Genomic DNA, 18,315 nt, shown 5'->3' with positions numbered 1-18,315 from the left:
TTCGGATTCATAGCGCACCCGTAACGAACATATATCAAAAATCGTTTTTGACGACCGAAGCAGTTTTGATTGGAACTGATCACACCTCTGCGATCCGAGGTGGCCATGACCAGGCGGCGCAATCATTCGGCCCCAATGTCACGACCGTATTCGCATCAAGTTCCTGTGCCAGAACGTTTCGGCGCACCATCCACTCGGACTTCAGAATGCCCACAACAACCATATCCTGAAACTCACCTTCAGCGAACCACGCTTGACGCATCGTCCCTTCAATCTGGAATCCTATCTTGGCAACAAGATCACGGCTGTGATGATTGTCCTTACGATAATAAGACGTTATGCGGTTCAGCCCCAGTTGTCGAAATGCCAGATCCAGCACCAAAGCGGATGCCCGGAGCCCGACGCCGGATCTGCGCATTGCCTTGTTAACGAAAACTGCGACCACTGCATCGCGATTGATGTTCGAGATAGACTCGAGCCCGGCCAGCCCAACGGCCTCACCTGCGGAGGACTCGACGACAAACCAACATTTGCGGCTGGCATCGGAAGACGTAAATGAATCTCTCCAAAATTCTTCGGCATGCGATGTATTGAGGGGCACGCGCGTTGTACGATCGAAACGCGCAAGGTCTTCAGCGTCCTGAAACCAAATCAGAACGGAATCCAGATCTGCCCTTTCCATCGGGCGCAACCTGAACGTGTTTTGTGAATTGTTGCTCACGATAAATAGTACCTTTGAAAGAAATCAGTAAAATCTACTCGGACACTAGCACAAAAAATTAAAAATTACGAAATGAGATTACAGTATCTTTGCCCTCTGTTTAATTCGCTGCAAGATTTGAGTTTATGATGCAGTGGGTCGACAAGTTTGCTGTCCGGGCAAATGCAACGGAATTTCCCATCCACAACTCTGTTTGCTAATGGTGGCCCCGGACGCTCTGAGCAAAGGGAACACCATCAATGAAATTGCTGCGGTTCGGTCCCAAGGGCGCACTTCGTGATTTGTCGGGTGTGATTGGCAATCTCACAGGCGAGTCGCTTGGCGATGAGGCTCTGGACCGATTGCGCAGGTTGGATACGGCAAGCCTGCCTCTGGTGGATGGTCAACCGCGGATTGGCGCTTGCGTCGGTCAGGTCGGCAAGTTCGTCTGCATTGGTCTGAACTATGCCGATCAAGCGGCCGAAAGTGGGATGGAGCTGCCGCAGGAACTGGTGATCTTTTTAAGGCAACTTCAGCCATTATTGGCCCCAACGACACGGTCGAAATTCGTCGTGGCTCGGTCAAAACTGATTGGGAGGTGGAACTGGGCGTGGTGATCGGGAAAGAGGCCAATTATGTCTCGGAAGCCGAAGCCTTGAGCCATGTCGCCGGTTATTGCGTCATCAACGAGATATCAGAGCGCGATTTCCAACTGCACCGTTCGGGCCAGTGGGTCAAAGGCAAATCCGCCGACACGTTCGGTCCTATAGGTCCATGGCTTGTGACACGGGATGAGGTACCCAATCCGCAGGACCTGCAGATGTATCTTGAGGTGAACGGGCAACGGTTTCAGAATGGATCGACCCGAACGATGCATTTCGGCGTGGCGACAGCAATCTCTCATCTGTCGCAGTTCATGTCGCTACAGCCGGGAGATGTGATTTCGACAGGCACCCCTCTGGGCGTGGGCATGGGCCAAAATCCGCCGACCGATCTAAAACCTGGCGACAGGATGGAGTTGGGCATCAAAGGCTTGGGCATGCAACGGCAGAACGTTGTGCAGGGCTGAGCCCCCTGTTTGTGCAATTGTCACAATTTCCCGCAACAGAAAAAGGGCTGAAAAGTCACTCGGGCCAGGGCAGTGAATAAGTTTTGACGTTGGTGAAAAATTTCATCGCCTCGATCACGCCTTCCTTGACGCCGTTGCCGCTGTCCTTGATGCCGCCAAAAGGAGACATTTCGATCCGGTAGCCGGGCTGTTCCCAGATGTTGCAGGTGCCGACTTTCAAACCGTTGATGTAGGTAATCGCCCGGTTCAGATCATTTGTACAGACACCCGCCGACAAACCAAATGCGGTGCCGTTTGAGATCTGCATGACTTGCGCATCATCATCTGGAACACGAACGATCGGCACGATTGGACCAAATGTCTCTTCCATCACCAACTCGCTGCCGTGGGGCACCTTGTCGACGACGATCGGCGGCAACAGTGCACCGTCGCGGCCGGGGTGATAGAGGATTTCTGCGCCCTCTTGCGCAGCCTTGAGCACGCGGTTTTCGAACAACTCGGCGGCTTGTGCGTGGATAACGCAACCCAATTGCGTTTCTGGGTCCTGAGGGTCACCAAACCGGATCGCTTTTGCCTTTTCCAGAACGAGTGGCACAAATCTATCTGCCACTCTTTCCTGAACCAGAATGCGTTTGATCGCGGTGCAGCGTTGCCCCGAATTCCCTGTGGCCCCGGCCACAGCTATACTGGCGGCCTTGTCCAGATCGGCGTCATTCAGATCATTCAGCACGATCAGAGGATCGTTGCCGCCCAATTCCAGTGCCTGCCGTTTGTAACCCGCCTTGGACGCGATCATCTTGCCTACCGGCACACCGCCCGTGAAGGTGACTATGTCAATGTGTTCATTGGTGATCATCTCATCGCCGATATCTTTTGGCCAGCCAGTCACGACCTGAAACATTTCGGGCGGCAGCTCCGCCTCGTATAGTATGTCCGCCAGCGTCAGGGCCGTCAGTGGGGTCAGCTCGGTCGGTTTGCAGACCATGCTGTTATTGGTGGCAATGGACGGTGCAATCTTGTGGCTGACCATGTTCAGAGGGTGATTGAACGGTGTAATTGCGCTGATGGTTCTGACCGGCTCGCGTTTGGTGAAAATCTTGCGCGCCTTGCCGTTGTGGGTCAGATCGCACGAGAAAACCTCACCATCGTCCTTCAGGGCCTCGGAGGCAGCGAACTGAAAAACGTCCTGCGCGCGCCTGGTTTCATAGATCGAGTGCTGATGGCAGATGCCAAGCTCAAGCGTCAGCCATTTTGCGAGGTTTTCGCGATTTTCACCAATCAACGCGCCGGTGCGCCGCAAAATCTCGCTGCGTTCGTGACGCGTCAATTTGGGCGTGTAATTTGCGGCGATCTCAAAAGCTTTGCGTACATGTTCAGAAGTGCCGGCAGGGACGGTACCGACAACCTCACTCGTGTAGGGGTAGTGGACCGGGATTTTAGCATCGGTAAAGACAATCTCGCCGCCAATACGCATGCCTTCGTTGCGGATACCGGATGTGTTCATGATAACGTCCATGATAAAGGGGCCAACGCTATGCTGGCAAAAAACGGTGCTTCAAAATTGCGCAATGGCAGGCGCAGCGAAGTGTCGATCACGCAATTGAAGATGAAGGGAACGCCCCGCTCGGTCAATCCACTGTGGCAGTCCAGAGCTGGATTGCACCTCGGTATCCAAGTCTCACCAACGGTCTTAGTTGCCACTTTCGTGCGACCACGATCTGCGGAAGTTATGCGGCGAAACATTGTACCGGCCTCGGAAATGAACTGAAAGCCTGTCCGTGCTGGAAAACCCGGATGCAAAGGCAATCTCGGATACGCTGAGGTCGGTTTCATTCAAAAGGGCGAAGGCACGATCTAGCCTGAGGTTGTTGTAATACTGGCCGGGCGACATCTTTGTGTGCTGCTGGAACAGCCGTTCCATATGGCGTCTGGACAGAGACGCCTGATCCGCTACCGCCTCAAGACTGAGCGGCGATTCAATGTTGTCCCGCATTATTTGGACAGCTTCGACCAGCTTGGCGTTGCGCGTCCCCAAAAGGGCCGAGACTGGCGAAACTTGATTGCTGCCACTTTCTCCGACGCGTCGGTGCAAGCACATCTCGGACACGTTGATGGCCAGGGCGTTGCCGAACAATTCCTCGATCACTTCCAGCATCATATCGGTGCTGGCGTGACCTCCCCCGCAAGTGCGCAGCTTGCCGTCAATCTCGTACAGACTCTGGGTTGGCGTCATTGTCGGAAAATACTCGCAAAACCCGGGGCGGTTTTCCCAATGAACGGTGAACTTCTTGTCGCCGATCAGGCCTGCCTTGGCCAAGGCAAATGCTCCCGTGCAGATACCGCCAAAATCGCATCCATGTGCCTTTTGCCGACGGATCCAATTCAAAACCCGGGTGTCAAACGAAGCCATCGGCTCAGTGCCGGAACACACGAAGGTATAAGCCCCCTGCTCCAGATCATGCATGGGTTGGTCGGCTTGAATGCGGATTCCGTTCGAACACGTGACCGGCGCGCCATCTGCTGACAGGACATACCATTCGAACAATTGCTTTCGGGCCAGTTGGTTTGAAATACGCAAGGGTTCAATCGCTGCGCTAAACGCCAACATCGTGGTATTAGGCAGCAACAGGAAATGAAAGGCCTTGGGTGGTCCATCATAAGGAACGTCGACGGAAATCGCCCCCTTGGGCAGGAAACGTTGACTGACCACTACACCCCTCCTTCGCGTTCGAATACCGCATCGTTGCTGGCCTGCTGGAACGCTCGAGCAACTTAAAGTTATCAATAGATGTAAGACCCTTGGAAATCGAACGCTCATTTTGTATTTTGGATACAACTTACACCGACTGAGACCACTCTTATGCCCAGAACCCGCGCGATCGCACGTCAAAGTCTTCCAGAAGTCATCACAAATGATCTGCGGGAACGTATCCTAAGTGGAGAGATGGCCGAAGGTGAAACCATCCGGCAAGAGGCCCTTGCCGAGGATTACGATGTTTCGCGTATGCCGATCCGCGAAGCCCTGAAACGGCTGGATGCCGAAGGCCTTGTGCAGCTGACTAACAACCGTGGTGCATCGGTGACTTCGCATTCGCTTTCGGAAATTGGCGAGATTTTCGACCTTCGCGTTCTTTTGGAAGTTGACCTGTTTAGACGGGCCATTCCGCAGATGACGGAAGCTGATTTCGCCAGATGCGAGAAGCTGCTCGACGACATGGAAAGGTCTTACGAAGCTTACAATGTCGGGCGGTGGGGCAGCCTGAATTATGAATACCACAAAGCCCTTTATGCGGCTGCTGATCGTGGGCTGACCAGTGAGATTCTTCAACGGGTCAATCTGCAATCGGACCGCTATGTACGCATGCATCTAAGCGTCATGGAACAGCGCGAGCCCGCCAAGCAAGATCACCGACAGCTTTTGTCGCTGGCACGCAAACGTCAGGTTGATGCCGCCGGTGAACTGCTAACCAAGCATATTCAACGGACCAAGGATCATTTGTTGGCGATGGTTATTAAGACGCGGAAAGGCGAAACTGGCTGAAGGTCCCCCATCCCTACCACAGTGGATGCAGGCACGCCACTTTGTGGTCTGACCCGCTCAGTTCTGGTGGCGCGGCGCGGCATTCTTCGGTTGCAAGCCAGCACCGTTGTGCAAAGGCACAGCCTTTGGGGATGTTCATCGGGGACGGAAGCTCGCCTTCCAGTTTGATCCGATCCTTTCGCGCGTCGGGATCTGCGCGAGGCGTCGTCGACAAAAGAGCCTTGGAATAAGGATGTCGAGGGGCAGCAAACAGCTTTTCTTTCGGAGCTTTTTCAACTGCGCGGCCCAAGTACATGACAATTACGTCGTCGGCAAAGTGCTTTACCACCGACAAATCATGCGAAATGAACAGATAGGCAAGGTTCAGACGTTCCTGCAATTCGACCAGCAGGTTCAGAATTTGCGACTGGATTGAGACGTCCAGTGCTGAAACCGGCTCATCCAGCACCAGCACCTTGGGGTTCAGCATCAAGGCGCGGGCAATCGCAATCCGCTGCCGCTGCCCGCCCGAAAACATGTGTGAGTAGCGGTCGTAATGTTCGGGGCGCAAACCCACGAGGTCGATCATTTCACGAGCGCGCGCCTCGCGGTCGGCTGCGGACATCTCGCGGCGGTTAATTATCAATGGCTCTTGCAGGATTTGACCGATCCGTTGGCGCGGGTTGAGCGAGCCGTAGGGATCCTGAAACACAATCTGCACAGTTTCACGCATCAGGGCCCATTTCGATGGAGATATTTCAACGCCATCGATGGTCAGACTACCCGAGGTCGGTTCTTCGATCATCGTCACCACCCTTGCGAGGGTGGACTTCCCACAACCGGACTCTCCTACGATCGCCAACGTTTTGCCCGGCCGCAGTTCGAAGTCCACGCCGGACAAGGCCTTTACCGTTGCGGCCTTCGACAACACCCCGCCTTTTACGGTATAAAACCTGGCCAATTCACTGGCCTGAACGATGGGGGCGGTCATGCCAGCTCTCCGGTTGTTATCTTTTCAACGTAATGGCAACGCGCCTTGCCGAACTCCGCGCTGTGCGGAGTTGGGGGCAACGATCGGCACAGATCATCTGCATATTGGCATCTGGGGCTGAACAGACACCCTTTTGGCCGGTCAAACTGCCCTGGAACGACGCCGGGAATAGTAGGCAGCATCTTCGACGTCGCCCGTTCTGGAAGCGCGTTAAGCAACGCAGTTGTGTAGGGGTGACGCGGGGTGCGGAACAGGTCTTTGACTGCCTGTTCCTCGACCTTTTGGCCAGCATATTGGACCTGCACCCGCTCGGCGGTCTCGGCGACAACGCCCATATCATGAGTGATAAGGACCAAACCCATGCCCTGTTCGTCCCGTAGGCGAACCAACAGATCAAGGATTTGCGCCTGAATTGTCACGTCCAGTGCCGTTGTCGGCTCGTCCGCAATCAACAGCTTGGGTTTGCAGGCGATGGCCATCGCAATCATCACCCTCTGGTTCATGCCGCCGGACATCTGGTGCGGAAACGTGTTCAGGCGGCTTTCCGGTGCGGGGATGCCGACCTGATCAAACAGTTCGATGGCGCGCTGGTGGCGGTCCTTTCGGTTCAGGCCCAGATGGATGCGCAAGGCCTCCTTGATCTGGAAGCCAACCGTAAAACAAGGATTCAGCGATGACATCGGTTCCTGAAAAATCATGGCAATGTCTTTGCCGATAATCTTGCGACGATCACGGGCCGAGATTTTGGTCAGATCAATGCCTTCAAAGCTTAGTTGGTCGGCCGTAATTGTGGCCGTCCAGGGCAGTAAACCCATCAATGCCAGCATCGACACCGATTTGCCCGAGCCACTTTCGCCGACGATGGCCATCAACTCTCCCTTGTCGACCGAAAGGTCAACACCATCCACAGCCCGGAACTGACCCGAGGCGGTTGCGAATTCGACAGTGAGGTTTCGGATATCCAACAGGCTCATGTCGTCAGCTCCGCTTTAGCTTAGGGTCCAGCGCGTCACGCAGACCGTCGCCCATCAGGTTGATGGCCAGCACCGTCACCAGGATGGCCAGACCGGGGAACGTCACAACCCACCACGCGCGCAGAATAAACTCACGCGCTTCAGCCAGCATGGTGCCCCATTCCGGCGTGGGCGGCTGCGCCCCCATGCCCAGAAAGCCAAGGGCTGCAGCATCCAGAATGGCGGTCGAAAACGACAGCGCCGCCTGCACGATGATCGGGGCCAGGCAATTCGGCAGCACGGTCTTGAACATCAGTCGGGCCTTGCTAGCACCGGCAACGCGAGCCGAGGTCACATAGTCCTTTTGCCGCTCTGCTAACACTGATGCCCGTGTCAAACGCACGTAATGCGGTTGGAAAACAATGGCGATGGCGATCATTGCGTTGGTCAACGAGGGACCAAGGATCGCAACCAGAACCAGCGCAAGCAGCAGTGAGGGGAAGGACAGGATGATGTCCATCACCCGCATGATCATCGTATCGACCCATTTGGGCGCGAAACCCGACAGCAGGCCGACAATCACCCCGCCCGTCACGGCCACACAAACCACCACGATGCCGACAAAGAAGGAATAACGCGATCCCATGATCAGCCGCGACAGCATATCCCGACCCAACGGATCGGTGCCCAACGGGAAGGCCCAACTGCCGCCCTCTTGCCACGCAGGAGGTTGCAGAATGTGATTGCGGAACTGTTCAGTCGGGTCGTAGGGGGCCAACAAAGGCGCAAAGGCCGCGCAGAAGACAAAAGCGGCAAAGACCCAAAGGCCCATCACCGCACCGCGGTTTTCGCTGAAGTAATACCAGAACTCTCGCAGAGCGCTGGGGCGGTCTTCGGTTTTTGGTGGGGTCGCGGACAATTCAGCCATCATCGCCTCCGGATTTTGGGGTTGATGACGCCGTAAAGGACATCGACCAGCAGGTTTACCAGCATTACGATCACGGCGATCATCAGCAGGCCGCCCTGCACCACCGGGTAGTCGCGGCGGAAAATGCTATCGACCATCCACTTGCCGATGCCTGGCCAGCTAAAGATTGTCTCGGTCAGGATCGCCCCGGCCAGCAAAGTGCCGACCGACAGGCCGATCACTGTAATCACCGGGATCAGCGCATTGCGCAGCGCATGCAGCCCATTGATCCGCGCGGGGGCGAGGCCCTTGGCGCGGGCCGTGCGGATGTAATCCTCACCCAACACTTCCAACATGGCCGAACGGGTCTGGCGTGCAATTACGGCCAAAGGGATCGTGCCCAAAACGATGGTCGGCAGAATTAGATGGCGTACAGCCGATCCAAACGCCCCCTCCTGCCCGGACAGCAGACTGTCGATCAACATGAAGCCAGTGACGCTTGGAAAGTAGTACAGCAAGTCGATCCGGCCTGAGACAGGCGTCCAACCAAGGTTGCCGGAAAACACGATGATCAACAACAGCGCCCACCAGAAGATCGGCATGGAATACCCGATCAGCGCGGACGACATCAGCGCCCGGTCGAAGAATTTGCCCCGGTTCACAGCTGCAATAACGCCCGCAGGCAGCCCCAAAGCTACTGCAAAGATCATGGCGCAGATCGACAGTTCCAGCGTGGCGGGAAACAGGGCAAAGAATTCGTCCCAAACCGGCTTCTTGGTGACAAAGCTCTCGCCCAGATCACCATGCAACACGCCAACCAGGTAGTCCCAGTATTGCTCTAGCACCGGTTTGTCGAAGCCCAGCTTCTCAACCATCTCCTGATAGCGTTCTTCGGACATGCCGCGTTCACCGGCCATGACGATGATCGGATCGCCCGGAAGGACCCGAATGAACATGAACGAGATCAGTGTTACGCCCAGGAATGTCGGAATGAACATGCCGAGGCGGGTAAGGAAATAGCCAAACATCAGCGGCCTATGATTGTTAGTTCTTTGGGAAAGCTGGTCAGCGACCGGCAACCGTCATTGGTCACCAGTACGTCATCTTCGATCCGAACGCCGAAATTGTCCAGGTCATAGAGGCCCGGCTCGTTTGTCCAAACCATGCCCGCGCGCATGATCTGGCCGTTGCCACGCATGATGTAGGGCGCTTCGTGCACATCGCGGCCCAGCCCATGACCGGTCTTGGTGCGGATACGATCTGCATAGGGCGAGGCCTCGAGCACGCTGGTCACCGCGTCGTCGATATCGTGGGCCGTTACGCCGGGTCGGCAAGCTTCGAACCCGACCAGGTTGGCACGCAAAACCGTGTCGTAGACCGCCCTGCCCTCATCTGAGACTTCGGCGACAAAAAAGGTGCGTGTGATGTCGGCGGCAAACCCGTGTTTGCGTGCGCCGAAATCGAACAGCAGCGCGTCGCCTGCTTTGATCTGATAATCCGCGCGCGCTTTACCATGCGGTTGAGCCGAGTTTCCTCCGGCCGTCACGATAGGCGAAAAGGCCAGCCACGCGGCTCCTTCAGCGAACAGCGTTTGGATCAAGGCCTGTTCAATCTGTACTTCTGTCTGACCAACACGAACATCCGCAATGACTCGTTCTAGTGCTCGTTCCGAGATATCAATCGCCGCTTGCAGCGCTGCAATGTCATCGTCCGTCTTGATGATGCGCAGGCCGGAAATCTCGCGCTCAGCATCCACGATCCGCAAGTTGGGCAGGGCTCCGGTAAATGCCTTGGAGACAAAGACGCGCATCACCTGCCCCTCGACCGCCAGAGATCGCAACGGCATATGTTCAGCCAGTGCCGCGAAGGCATCGTCATAGCCCGTCTGATCGCGCCAGTCGAAGACAGCGCCGTCAAACCCGACCAGCGCCCAAGAGCCCAATTCTAGGTTCGGCACAATCGCGGCCGGTACGCCTTCGGCCGGGATCACGACCACAAAGGGCCGCTCGTTGCTCATGAAGGGTTTTCCCAAAGCTCGGGTAAAATTCGGGCCGGGCACCAGTGCCACGGCATTTACTGACATGTCCTTTGCCAGTTGTTGGTACTCGGACAAATCCGGCATTCGCGCCGACCTCCCAATAAAGAAAACCGGAGCCGCCAATTGGGCGGTTCCGGTCGTTGAGCGGTGGTTTATTCGACGCTCACACCGTAGAAGATGTGGCCGCCCAGCGGGTGCACTTTATAGCCCTGAACCTTATTGCTCATCGGCATGTAAACAACCGAGTGCGCGATGGTTGCCCAAGGGGCCTGCTCTTTGAAGATGACCTGAGCATCTTCGTACAGCTTGGTGCGCTCAGCCTGGTCCGTGGATTGCTTGGCCTTCAGGATCAGGTCTTCGAAGGGCTCGTGGCACCATTGTGCGCGGTTCGACGCTTCGCGACCGTCACAGCCCAGAAGGACCGCCAGGAAATTGTCTGGGTCACCATTGTCACCGGTCCAGCCCAGCAGAACGGCACCGTCACGGTCCAGATCTTTCGAACGTGACAGATATTCGCCCCATTCGTAGGACACGATCTCGACATCCACACCGACCTTGGCGAAGTCCGCCTGGATCAGTTCGGCCATACGACGGGCATTCGGGTTGTACGGACGCTGTACCGGCATCGCCCAGACCTTCATCGACAGGTCGGAAACACCTTCGGCTTCCAACATCGCCTTGGCCGCTTCGGGATCATAGGCGTCGTCGGTGATGGCGTCATTATAACCCCACATGGTCGGCGGGATCGGGTTCTTGGCAACCTGGCCCGAGCCTTGGAACACAACGTCGATGATGGCGTTCTTGTCGATCGCCATGTTCAGCGCCTTACGGACGTTCGGATTGTCAAACGGCGCCATGGTGGTGTTGTAAGCCAGATAACCGACGTTCAGACCCTCTTGCTCCATCATGTTGATGTCGGCGTCATCCTGCATCGCCTGAATGTCGGCGGGGTTCGGATAGGGCATGATGTGGCATTCGCCGGCCTTCAGCTTCTGATAGCGCACAGACGCGTCAGGTGTGATCGCAAAGATCAGATTTTCGACATCCGCCGGGTCTTTCCAGTAGTCGGCATTCTGAGCATAGCGGATCACGGCGTCTTTCTGGTAGGCCAAGAACGAGAATGGACCTGTGCCGATGGGCGCGGTGTTCAGCTTTTCAGGCGTCCCTGCTTCCATCATCGCATCTGCATATTCTGCGGACAGGATCGACGCAAAATCCATCGCCATGTTGGCGACAAATGGGGCCTCGGGTTTGCTCAGGGTGAATTTGACGGTGTAGTCGTCGACCTTTTCAATGGACTCGACCAGATCCGGCATGCCCATACCCTTGAAGTATTCCCAGGTTCCGCCGGACACCTGATTGTAGGGGTGGCTGTCATCTTTCTGACGCATGAACGAGAAGATTACGTCATCGGCGTTGAAATCGCGCGTCGGCGTGAACTCGTCGTTCGAATGGAATTTGACGCCCTGACGCAGCTTGAACGTATACTCCAGGCCATTATCGCCGGCCTCGACGCTTTCGGCCAGACCGGGGATGACGTTGGTTGTGCCGGTTTCGAATTCCAGCAGGCGGTTGTAGATCGGGTGAGATGAGGCATCAAATGTGGTTCCGGCTGTAAACAGTGCGGGATCGAACCCCTCGGGTGAGCCTTCTGAACAATAAACCAGAGTGTTGGCCTGCGCGGCTGCACTGGACAGGGCAATTGCCGCTGTTGCAGCCAAAAATTTGAGTTTCATGATTGTCTCCCAGAAAAATTATCAATCGGCTTTCGCGTTGCTTTTGTTGACCAAGCAATTTCTGACGACTCTCATCATCGCGAAATCTGTGCCCGATGTATCCAAAATACAAAATCCATTGTCAACTCACTTTGATAGCTCTTGCACGGCTTGACCAAATGCAAAGGAAGCAGCCGAAAGTCTGCCTCTCTTCATTGCGTTGTCTGATCAAAAGGATCGACGGGTACCTATTGTGAGAATGTTGGGGTCACACCAATCGGTGGCCGGTCCTGAATATATGCCCCGACACGGTTCAGCACGGGGCTTCTGGGGCATCCCGGGCGGGTCGCGGCCCCAAGGTTGCGCACCCAGATTGCGAAGGCCTAGGACCAGGTGCAAGAGTTGCAGCTGTCCCTGCTCAGCCAACAGAAGCTGCGCGACGAGGTGATCGCCGGAGAGCTTGCGGTTGTGGAAGCCCAGCTTGATCTGATCCGGTCGCAATATTCAGGAGCATCGGAACGGTTGAAACGAACACAGGTTCTGGCCCCTGCCAGCGGGCGGGTCGTCAATCTGGCAGTATCCACAACCGGCGGCGTCATTCGCCCCGGAGAGTCGATGATGGATATTGTTCCCGCCAATCAGGCCCTGATCGTTGAAGCGCGGATCAAAACCGGCGATATCGACAAGCTGCAGATCGGTCAGGCAACGCGCATTCGCCTGTCTGCCTTTACGCAGACCGATGTGCCCGAAGCCAGCGGTCGGATATTTGACATCTCAGCCGACGCGCTGGAGGACGACCGTACCGGCGAGCCTTATTACAAAGCACGGGTGAAACTGGATGCCAATCAACCCACCGAAGTCGCCGCCCTGGATCTGTTGCCTGGAATGCCCGCGGATCTGTTTGTGAAAACCGGCGAGCGCGCGGTAATCAGCTACCTGTCACAACCAATCAGTGACCGGCTGGCCAAGACTTTTATCGAGTGACTTGTTTTGCCCGCATCCGGCTTGTCGGGTGCGGGTCGTTCACATCTTTCTCGTGATTAAATGCAGCAGGTTAGACGCCGTATCGGGCCATGAACATATCAACGGCTTGCGTCGCAATGGCATCCAACTCTCCTTTGGAAAAGCTCTTTTGAACGCCAATGGCAGCGCGGGTCCAAATCCGAACCTTGCATAGTTCACTGAACTGTTCGGCTGCCAATTGCAGGTTGTCGATGGCCAACTCACCCTTGTTGACTGCCTTTTCCAGATACTCGACCATCTGGCGCTGACCGTTCTGCGGCCCGGCTTCGTAAAATGTTTGGCCCAGCTCAGGGAACCGGTCACGTTCGGCGATGCAGATGCGGAACATTTGTTGCGAGAACTCCGAGACCAAAAAAGTCGTCAGCTCTGTTGCAGCGATTGTCAGAACTTCGCGTGCCGGTTTGCAATCGTCGACCATCGCCACGACGTTTTCCGCCATCCGTCTACACTCGACCTGCGCCACTTCCATGAAAAGCAGCCGCTTGTCGGGGAAATAGCTGTATAGCGTGGCCTTAGAGACCCCGGCGGCACGGGCTATATCGTCGACGCTTGCACCTTCGAAACCGTCTGCCATGAAAACTTCTCTGGCCCCGCGTAATACCTGATCAAATTTTCGGCCTGTACGCAGGATGGCGGCAGCTTCGGTCATGTGCTCTCCTTGGGTGATATATCAGACAAATGTATAAACCGTTCAGTTCAGATACAACGATTCTCACGTTTTGCAGCCACCTGGTGCCACAGATGACGTCAGGTTTATGATTGACCGGTTAAGTTAATTGGCAACGCAGGACCTCAAAACCCGGCGACCGGTCCGACATGGCTTGCGGCCTGCGTTTTCCATGTTACCAATTTGCGAATGGTCGATATCTTCCTGCGCACCCTACCCTTTTTCGCGATCATCGGCCTGGGATACTGGGCCGGGCGTAGTCGGTTCTTCTCGGAAGAGGCCACTGCCTATCTGACTAAATTCGTATTCTATTTTGCGCTGTCGGCAATGCTCTTCCGCTTTGCTGCTACGCTACCTTTCGCGGAAATCTTTAATGCAAGGCTGGTCGTTGGATACTTGTTGGGAACCGCCGCTGTATACGTGCTAGCAACGGTTGTCGCATGGATACGCAGGCTTGATATCCCGACCGCAGCGGTAGAGGCGCAATGCGCGGCCATCGGCAATGTCGGCTTTCTGGGCCTGCCCATGCTGGCGCTGCTGTTTACCGAAGCCGCGATTGGCCCGGTTATGCTGGTTCTGACAGTTGATCTGGTGGTGTTTTCATCCCTGATCGTCATCTTGATAAATGGCGGGCACGACGGGCGGTTGAAACCTGCAACCTTCCGACTGATCGGGATCGGGTTGATCAAGAATCCGATGATCGCTTCGATCTCGGCGGGAATGCTCTGGTCCGCGTTGCAGATTCCTGTTCCTGTCCCATTGAATGATTTCCTGACAATTCTGGGCGGGGCCGCGACGCCGGGTGCCCTGTTCGCTATCGGAGCTTCTCTGGCCAGCAAATCCGCCGAACGCTTTCACATTGCAGGATGGCTGAGCTTTTGCAAACTGGTCGTACACCCTGCCTGTGTTGCGGTTGTGTTGCTGTGGATTTTGCCTGTGGCGGCTTTTCCTGCTTCTGTCGCCATTGCTGCGGCGGCCCTGCCAGTGGCAGGCAACGTCTATATGTTGGCCGCGCATTACGGCGTGGCCCCGCACCGCGCGTCTGCTGCGATACTACTGTCTACAGCAGCCAGCATTCTGACGGTGCCATTGGTGATAGCCTGGGTTGGAACGCCCTGACCCCGACCTTTTGAAAAATCGCGCGCCAAAGCCGCTCAGCCTTTACGTATCGAGCGTGTAAGGATAGCCATGTCGCAAACCCAACGTAAGGACGAAACCAAATGGAAACCCTTTCGGAAAATGCATGTTTCGGAGGCGTTCAGGGCGTCTACCGCCACGCCTCGACTGCCTGCCAATGCGACATGACCTTTGGCTTATTCCTGCCGGCCGAGGCCAGAGACGGCCCGGTTCCGGTTTTGTGGTATCTGTCAGGCCTGACCTGCACCCATGAAAACGCAATGACTAAAGCAGGCGCGCAGGCCTGGGCGGCTGAACAAGGCATCGCGGTGGTCTTCCCGGACACCTCGCCGCGTGGTGAGGGTGTTGCCGATCACGATGACTACGATCTGGGTCAGGGCGCCGGGTTCTATCTGAACGCCACGCAGCAGCCTTGGGCGCCGCATTTCAATATGTGGGATTACGTGGCTGAAGAATTGCCTGCTTTGCTGACCGAAAACTTCGCAATCGACGCGGAGCGACAGGCCATAACCGGACATTCGATGGGAGGGCACGGAGCGCTGACTCTGGCCATGAACCTGCCGGGGCGCTTCCGGTCTGTGTCCGCTTTCGCACCCATTTCAAACCCGACGGGTGCGGATTGGGGTCGCAAGCAACTCAGCGCTTACCTGGGCGATGATCAGACGGCATGGGCCAAACACGACGCCTCAGTCATGATGAAAGAAGTCGGCTTTGACGGCCCTATCCTGATTGACACTGGTGCCAATGACCAATTCATCGACCTGTTGCGCCCCGAAACTTTGGCGCAGGCGATAGCGGAACGCCGCCAGCAGGCAATCTTCCGTCTTCAGCCAGGCTACGATCATTCGTATTTCTTCGTGTCGACCTTCATGGAAGATCACATCACATTCCACGCCGAGGCGCTGTACGGAGACTGAGGCATGAGCAAATACGACTATGACCTGATCATCATCGGGTCCGGCCCCTCGGGTCGTTCGGCCGCGATACAGGCGGGCAAACTGCAACGGCGTGTTCTGGTGATCGATCGCAAGGATCGGTTTGGTGGCGTATCCGTCCACACCGGCACGATCCCATCAAAGACCCTGCGTGAAACGGTACTGAACCTGTCCGGCTGGCGCGAGCGCAGCTTCTATGGCCGCTCTTACCGGGTCAAAGATCAGATCCGGGCCGAAGACCTGAAGGCACGTCTGCATATGACGCTGGATCATGAAGTTGACGTGCTGGAACACCAATTCAACCGCAACCATGTGGAGACCCTGAACGGGTTGGCTAAATTCGTTGGGCCTCACGAGATTGAGGTTGCCACTGATGCCGGTGAGACAACGAGACTTACGGCGGCCAAGTTCCTGATAGCAACCGGAACAAAAACCTATCGCCCGGATTATGTGCCATTCAACGGAAAGACCGTTGTGGACGGTGACGACTTTCTTGAGATGGCAGAGATCCCGCGCTCGCTGGTCGTGATAGGTGCCGGAGTAATTGGTGTGGAATACGCCACCATGTTCTCGGCATTGGACGTTCGGGTGACGTTAATCGAACCTCGTGAAACCTTCTTAGATTTTATCGATACCCGCTTAATCCATGATTTTACCCATCAGATCCGCGAAAACGGCGTGGACCTACGTCTGGGCTCAGCCGTTCAAAAGATAGAAGACGCTGGGGGCCATGTCGAAGTGACTCTCGAGAATGGCCGCCACGTGCGAGCTGAGATGCTACTGTTCGCCGCCGGGCGCATGGGGGCGACATCGGCATTGAACCTGCAGGCCGTTGGCTTGGAAACCGATCATCGCAACCGGATCGACGTGGATCGCAAGACGTATCAAACTGCAGTGCCACATATCTACGCGACTGGCGATGTGATTGGGCACCCATCATTGGCCTCAACCTCGCTGCAACAGGGCCGCGTGGCTGCATGTCACGCGCTGGAAACCCCTACCCTGCCGGAAAGTCCGTGGTATCCTTACGGCATTTATTCGGTCCCCGAGATCTCAACTTGCGGCATGTCCGAAGAGGAACTGCAAGAACGCGGCATCCCATACGAAGTCGGCGTGGCGCGGTTCCGGGAGACTTCGCGCGGGCATATCATGGGGTTGGAGCACGGTATGCTGAAGATGCTGTTTTCACTGAAAACCCGCCGGGTGCTCGGCGTGCAGATCGTGGGTGAAGGAGCGACCGAGTTGATCCATATCGCGCAGGCGGTCCTGAATCTGAAGGGCACGGTGGATTACTTCGTGCAGAATACGTTCAACTATCCAACCCTTGCCGAGGCCTATAAGATCGCTGGTTTGGATGCATTCAATCGGATGCCAATCCCGGACGAGTTCAAAGTGCGCAAGAAGCCCGCTGAAAAGGCCGAGAAGAAGGCCGGGAAAGCGTGACGACGCTCTATATCGATGGCGATGCCTGCCCCGTGAAAGCCGAGGCTGAACGGGTTGCAACCCGGCACAAAGTTCCGATGGCACTGGTGTCAAACGGTGGCTTGCGGCCGTCTTCAAACCCATTGGTGCAGGTGGTCATCGTGTCTGAGGGTGCGGATGAGGCAGACAAATGGATTGCCGAACGATGCGGCGCTGGGGACGTAGTGGTAACCTCGGATATCCCGCTGGCCGCAAAATGTGTTGAGGCCAGCGCTCGGGTCCTGCGTCCAAACGGTGAAGCCTTTACCGCGGCCAATATCGGCCAGCAACTGGCCATGCGTGATTTGATGGCCGACTTGCGCGCATCCAACCCATTGGGCGCGGGTGGCGGCGGAAAACCCTTTGGCAAAGCTGATCGATCCCGGTTTTTGGACGCCCTGGAACGGGAATTGAGGGCTGCGCAGCGAGGCTAATCCTCCCGCTTGCCAGCGACGCATCAAAGATGCGTCTTTGACAATTGGGCCGGGCAGCGCTGCGCGCTGCGGTTGTGCCTTGAACGATCCCGTCGCGCTTGGTTCAGTGGCACCAACTAAGGAACGAGAAGACAGGTACGTACATGTCGGTGAAAGCTGTTGTTTTTGACATCGGGAATGTTCTGATCGAATGGCAACCCGAACGCTATTACGACCAGGTCATCGGGGAAGAGCGCCGTCGTGCCATGTTCTCGGAAGTTGACCTGCACGGGATGAACGACCTGGTTGACCAGGGTCATCACTTCACTGACACAATCTATGATTGGGCCGAGAAATACCCGGAATGGCGGGATGAAATCCGCATGTGGCACGACAAGTGGATCGAACTTGCCGCGCCCGAGATCCCCCATTCGGTCCGCCTGCAGCGGGCATTACGCGCCAAAGGCGTGCCGGTTTTTGCATTTACCAATTTCGGGGTGCAAAATTTCGACTATGCTACGACGGTTTACCCGTTCCTCAACGAGTTCGACAAACAATACGTGTCAGGGCGGATGCAGACCGTCAAACCGCACGTTCCGATCTATGAAATGGTCGAAGCAGATTGTGGACTGCCGCCCGAGGCGCTTTTGTTCACCGACGACCGGATCGAAAATATCGAAACGGCGCGCGCCCGTGGATGGCAGACGCACCACTTTACCGACCCACAGGGCTGGGCGGACCGGCTGCTGCAAGAAGGTCTACTGACGGTCGAAGAGTCGCTATAAC

The 18,315-nt window shown here is 56.1% G+C and carries 17 protein-coding genes and 1 pseudogene; 8 read left to right on the top strand and 10 right to left on the bottom strand.

Features of this window, described 5'->3' with window-relative positions:
* Positions 1-79 precede the first annotated feature (79 nt).
* On the bottom strand, positions 80-721 hold the full coding sequence (locus RUA4292_RS08205) for a GNAT family N-acetyltransferase (protein ID WP_233493383.1): 642 nt from the start codon (positions 719-721) through the stop codon (positions 80-82).
* Positions 722-960: 239 nt separating this feature from the next.
* Here RUA4292_RS08205 and RUA4292_RS08200 point away from each other — a divergent pair.
* Positions 961-1,769 (top strand): annotated as a pseudogene (locus tag RUA4292_RS08200) (fumarylacetoacetate hydrolase family protein).
* Positions 1,770-1,824: 55 nt separating this feature from the next.
* Here the strand turns inward: RUA4292_RS08200 and phnY are convergent.
* Together phnY and RUA4292_RS08190 are read right to left on the bottom strand one after the other, a co-directional pair.
* Complete coding sequence (phnY, locus tag RUA4292_RS08195) at positions 1,825-3,285, bottom strand: phosphonoacetaldehyde dehydrogenase (protein WP_058277173.1); 1,461 nt, start codon at positions 3,283-3,285, stop codon at positions 1,825-1,827.
* Positions 3,286-3,459: 174 nt separating this feature from the next.
* Positions 3,460-4,479: a GlxA family transcriptional regulator gene (locus tag RUA4292_RS08190; protein WP_058277172.1), complete on the bottom strand. Its 1,020-nt coding sequence runs from the start codon at positions 4,477-4,479 to the stop codon at positions 3,460-3,462.
* 150 nt (positions 4,480-4,629) lie between these two features.
* On the opposite strand from RUA4292_RS08190, the gene RUA4292_RS08185 reads away from it, so the two are divergent.
* On the top strand, positions 4,630-5,310 hold the full coding sequence (locus RUA4292_RS08185; protein WP_058277171.1) for a GntR family transcriptional regulator: 681 nt from the start codon (positions 4,630-4,632) through the stop codon (positions 5,308-5,310).
* A 13-nt stretch (positions 5,311-5,323) separates the two neighbouring features.
* Here RUA4292_RS08185 and RUA4292_RS08180 read toward each other — a convergent pair whose 3' ends face one another.
* The 6 genes from RUA4292_RS08180 to RUA4292_RS08155 form a co-directional block, all read right to left on the bottom strand.
* Positions 5,324-6,280: an ABC transporter ATP-binding protein gene (locus RUA4292_RS08180; protein ID WP_058277170.1), complete on the bottom strand. Its 957-nt coding sequence runs from the start codon at positions 6,278-6,280 to the stop codon at positions 5,324-5,326.
* The gene (locus RUA4292_RS08175) at positions 6,277-7,254 is read right to left on the bottom strand and encodes an ABC transporter ATP-binding protein (RefSeq protein WP_058277169.1); all 978 of its coding nucleotides are present in this window, start codon (positions 7,252-7,254) and stop codon (positions 6,277-6,279) included. Before RUA4292_RS08175 ends, RUA4292_RS08180 begins: the two co-directional genes overlap by 4 nt.
* Positions 7,255-7,258: 4 nt before the next feature.
* Positions 7,259-8,164 carry an ABC transporter permease subunit gene (locus RUA4292_RS08170; protein ID WP_082637042.1) on the bottom strand — a complete coding sequence of 302 codons (906 nt, stop codon included), beginning with the start codon at positions 8,162-8,164 and terminating at the stop codon, positions 7,259-7,261.
* Positions 8,161-9,168, bottom strand: coding sequence for an ABC transporter permease subunit (locus RUA4292_RS08165; RefSeq protein ID WP_058277167.1), 1,008 nt, complete (start codon positions 9,166-9,168; stop codon positions 8,161-8,163). Before RUA4292_RS08165 ends, RUA4292_RS08170 begins: the two co-directional genes overlap by 4 nt.
* Entirely contained in the window at positions 9,168-10,262 is a 1,095-nt protein-coding gene (locus RUA4292_RS08160) for a M24 family metallopeptidase (protein WP_058277166.1), read from the bottom strand. Before RUA4292_RS08160 ends, RUA4292_RS08165 begins: the two co-directional genes overlap by 1 nt.
* A gap of 68 nt (positions 10,263-10,330) precedes the next feature.
* On the bottom strand, positions 10,331-11,914 hold the full coding sequence (locus RUA4292_RS08155) for an ABC transporter substrate-binding protein (protein ID WP_058277165.1): 1,584 nt from the start codon (positions 11,912-11,914) through the stop codon (positions 10,331-10,333).
* 372 nt (positions 11,915-12,286) lie between these two features.
* Here RUA4292_RS08155 and RUA4292_RS08150 point away from each other — a divergent pair, with 372 nt between their 5' ends.
* On the top strand, positions 12,287-12,877 hold the full coding sequence (locus RUA4292_RS08150; RefSeq protein ID WP_058277164.1) for a beta-barrel domain-containing protein: 591 nt from the start codon (positions 12,287-12,289) through the stop codon (positions 12,875-12,877).
* 70 nt (positions 12,878-12,947) lie between these two features.
* On the opposite strand, the gene RUA4292_RS08145 is transcribed toward RUA4292_RS08150, so the two are convergent.
* Positions 12,948-13,565, bottom strand: a complete 618-nt coding sequence (locus tag RUA4292_RS08145; protein ID WP_058277163.1) for a TetR/AcrR family transcriptional regulator — start codon at positions 13,563-13,565, stop codon at positions 12,948-12,950.
* Positions 13,566-13,772: 207 nt separating this feature from the next.
* On the opposite strand from RUA4292_RS08145, the gene RUA4292_RS08140 reads away from it, so the two are divergent.
* The 5 genes from RUA4292_RS08140 to RUA4292_RS08120 all read left to right on the top strand — a co-directional run bounded on the left by RUA4292_RS08140 (position 13,773) and on the right by RUA4292_RS08120 (position 18,314).
* Positions 13,773-14,702, top strand: coding sequence for an AEC family transporter (locus RUA4292_RS08140; RefSeq protein WP_058277162.1), 930 nt, complete (start codon positions 13,773-13,775; stop codon positions 14,700-14,702).
* A 101-nt stretch (positions 14,703-14,803) separates the two neighbouring features.
* The gene (gene fghA, locus RUA4292_RS08135; RefSeq protein ID WP_058277161.1) at positions 14,804-15,637 is read left to right on the top strand and encodes an S-formylglutathione hydrolase; all 834 of its coding nucleotides are present in this window, start codon (positions 14,804-14,806) and stop codon (positions 15,635-15,637) included.
* Positions 15,638-15,640: 3 nt separating this feature from the next.
* Positions 15,641-17,098, top strand: a complete 1,458-nt coding sequence (gene sthA, locus RUA4292_RS08130) for a Si-specific NAD(P)(+) transhydrogenase (RefSeq protein ID WP_058277160.1) — start codon at positions 15,641-15,643, stop codon at positions 17,096-17,098.
* Positions 17,095-17,550, top strand: a complete 456-nt coding sequence (locus tag RUA4292_RS08125; RefSeq protein ID WP_058277159.1) for a YaiI/YqxD family protein — start codon at positions 17,095-17,097, stop codon at positions 17,548-17,550. Before sthA ends, RUA4292_RS08125 begins: the two co-directional genes overlap by 4 nt.
* Before the next feature lie 143 nt (positions 17,551-17,693).
* Positions 17,694-18,314 carry an HAD family hydrolase gene (locus tag RUA4292_RS08120; protein ID WP_058277158.1) on the top strand — a complete coding sequence of 207 codons (621 nt, stop codon included), beginning with the start codon at positions 17,694-17,696 and terminating at the stop codon, positions 18,312-18,314.
* Position 18,315 lies beyond the last annotated feature (1 nt).

Source organism: Ruegeria atlantica (genome assembly GCF_001458195.1).
Taxonomy (GTDB): domain Bacteria; phylum Pseudomonadota; class Alphaproteobacteria; order Rhodobacterales; family Rhodobacteraceae; genus Ruegeria; species Ruegeria atlantica.
This window is presented reverse-complemented; position numbering and strand designations above follow the sequence as displayed.

Coding starts and splice junctions, on each gene's coding strand:
- phnY (WP_058277173.1), bottom strand. CDS start 3,285: ATGGACGTTATCATGAACACATCCGGTATCCGCAACGAAGGCATGCGT.
- RUA4292_RS08185 (WP_058277171.1), top strand. CDS start 4,630: ATGCCCAGAACCCGCGCGATCGCACGTCAAAGTCTTCCAGAAGTCATC.
- RUA4292_RS08180 (WP_058277170.1), bottom strand. CDS start 6,280: ATGACCGCCCCCATCGTTCAGGCCAGTGAATTGGCCAGGTTTTATACC.
- RUA4292_RS08175 (WP_058277169.1), bottom strand. CDS start 7,254: ATGAGCCTGTTGGATATCCGAAACCTCACTGTCGAATTCGCAACCGCC.
- RUA4292_RS08170 (WP_082637042.1), bottom strand. CDS start 8,164: ATGATGGCTGAATTGTCCGCGACCCCACCAAAAACCGAAGACCGCCCC.
- RUA4292_RS08165 (WP_058277167.1), bottom strand. CDS start 9,168: ATGTTTGGCTATTTCCTTACCCGCCTCGGCATGTTCATTCCGACATTC.
- RUA4292_RS08160 (WP_058277166.1), bottom strand. CDS start 10,262: ATGCCGGATTTGTCCGAGTACCAACAACTGGCAAAGGACATGTCAGTA.
- RUA4292_RS08155 (WP_058277165.1), bottom strand. CDS start 11,914: ATGAAACTCAAATTTTTGGCTGCAACAGCGGCAATTGCCCTGTCCAGT.
- RUA4292_RS08145 (WP_058277163.1), bottom strand. CDS start 13,565: ATGACCGAAGCTGCCGCCATCCTGCGTACAGGCCGAAAATTTGATCAG.
- RUA4292_RS08140 (WP_058277162.1), top strand. CDS start 13,773: ATGGTCGATATCTTCCTGCGCACCCTACCCTTTTTCGCGATCATCGGC.
- fghA (WP_058277161.1), top strand. CDS start 14,804: ATGGAAACCCTTTCGGAAAATGCATGTTTCGGAGGCGTTCAGGGCGTC.
- sthA (WP_058277160.1), top strand. CDS start 15,641: ATGAGCAAATACGACTATGACCTGATCATCATCGGGTCCGGCCCCTCG.
- RUA4292_RS08120 (WP_058277158.1), top strand. CDS start 17,694: ATGTCGGTGAAAGCTGTTGTTTTTGACATCGGGAATGTTCTGATCGAA.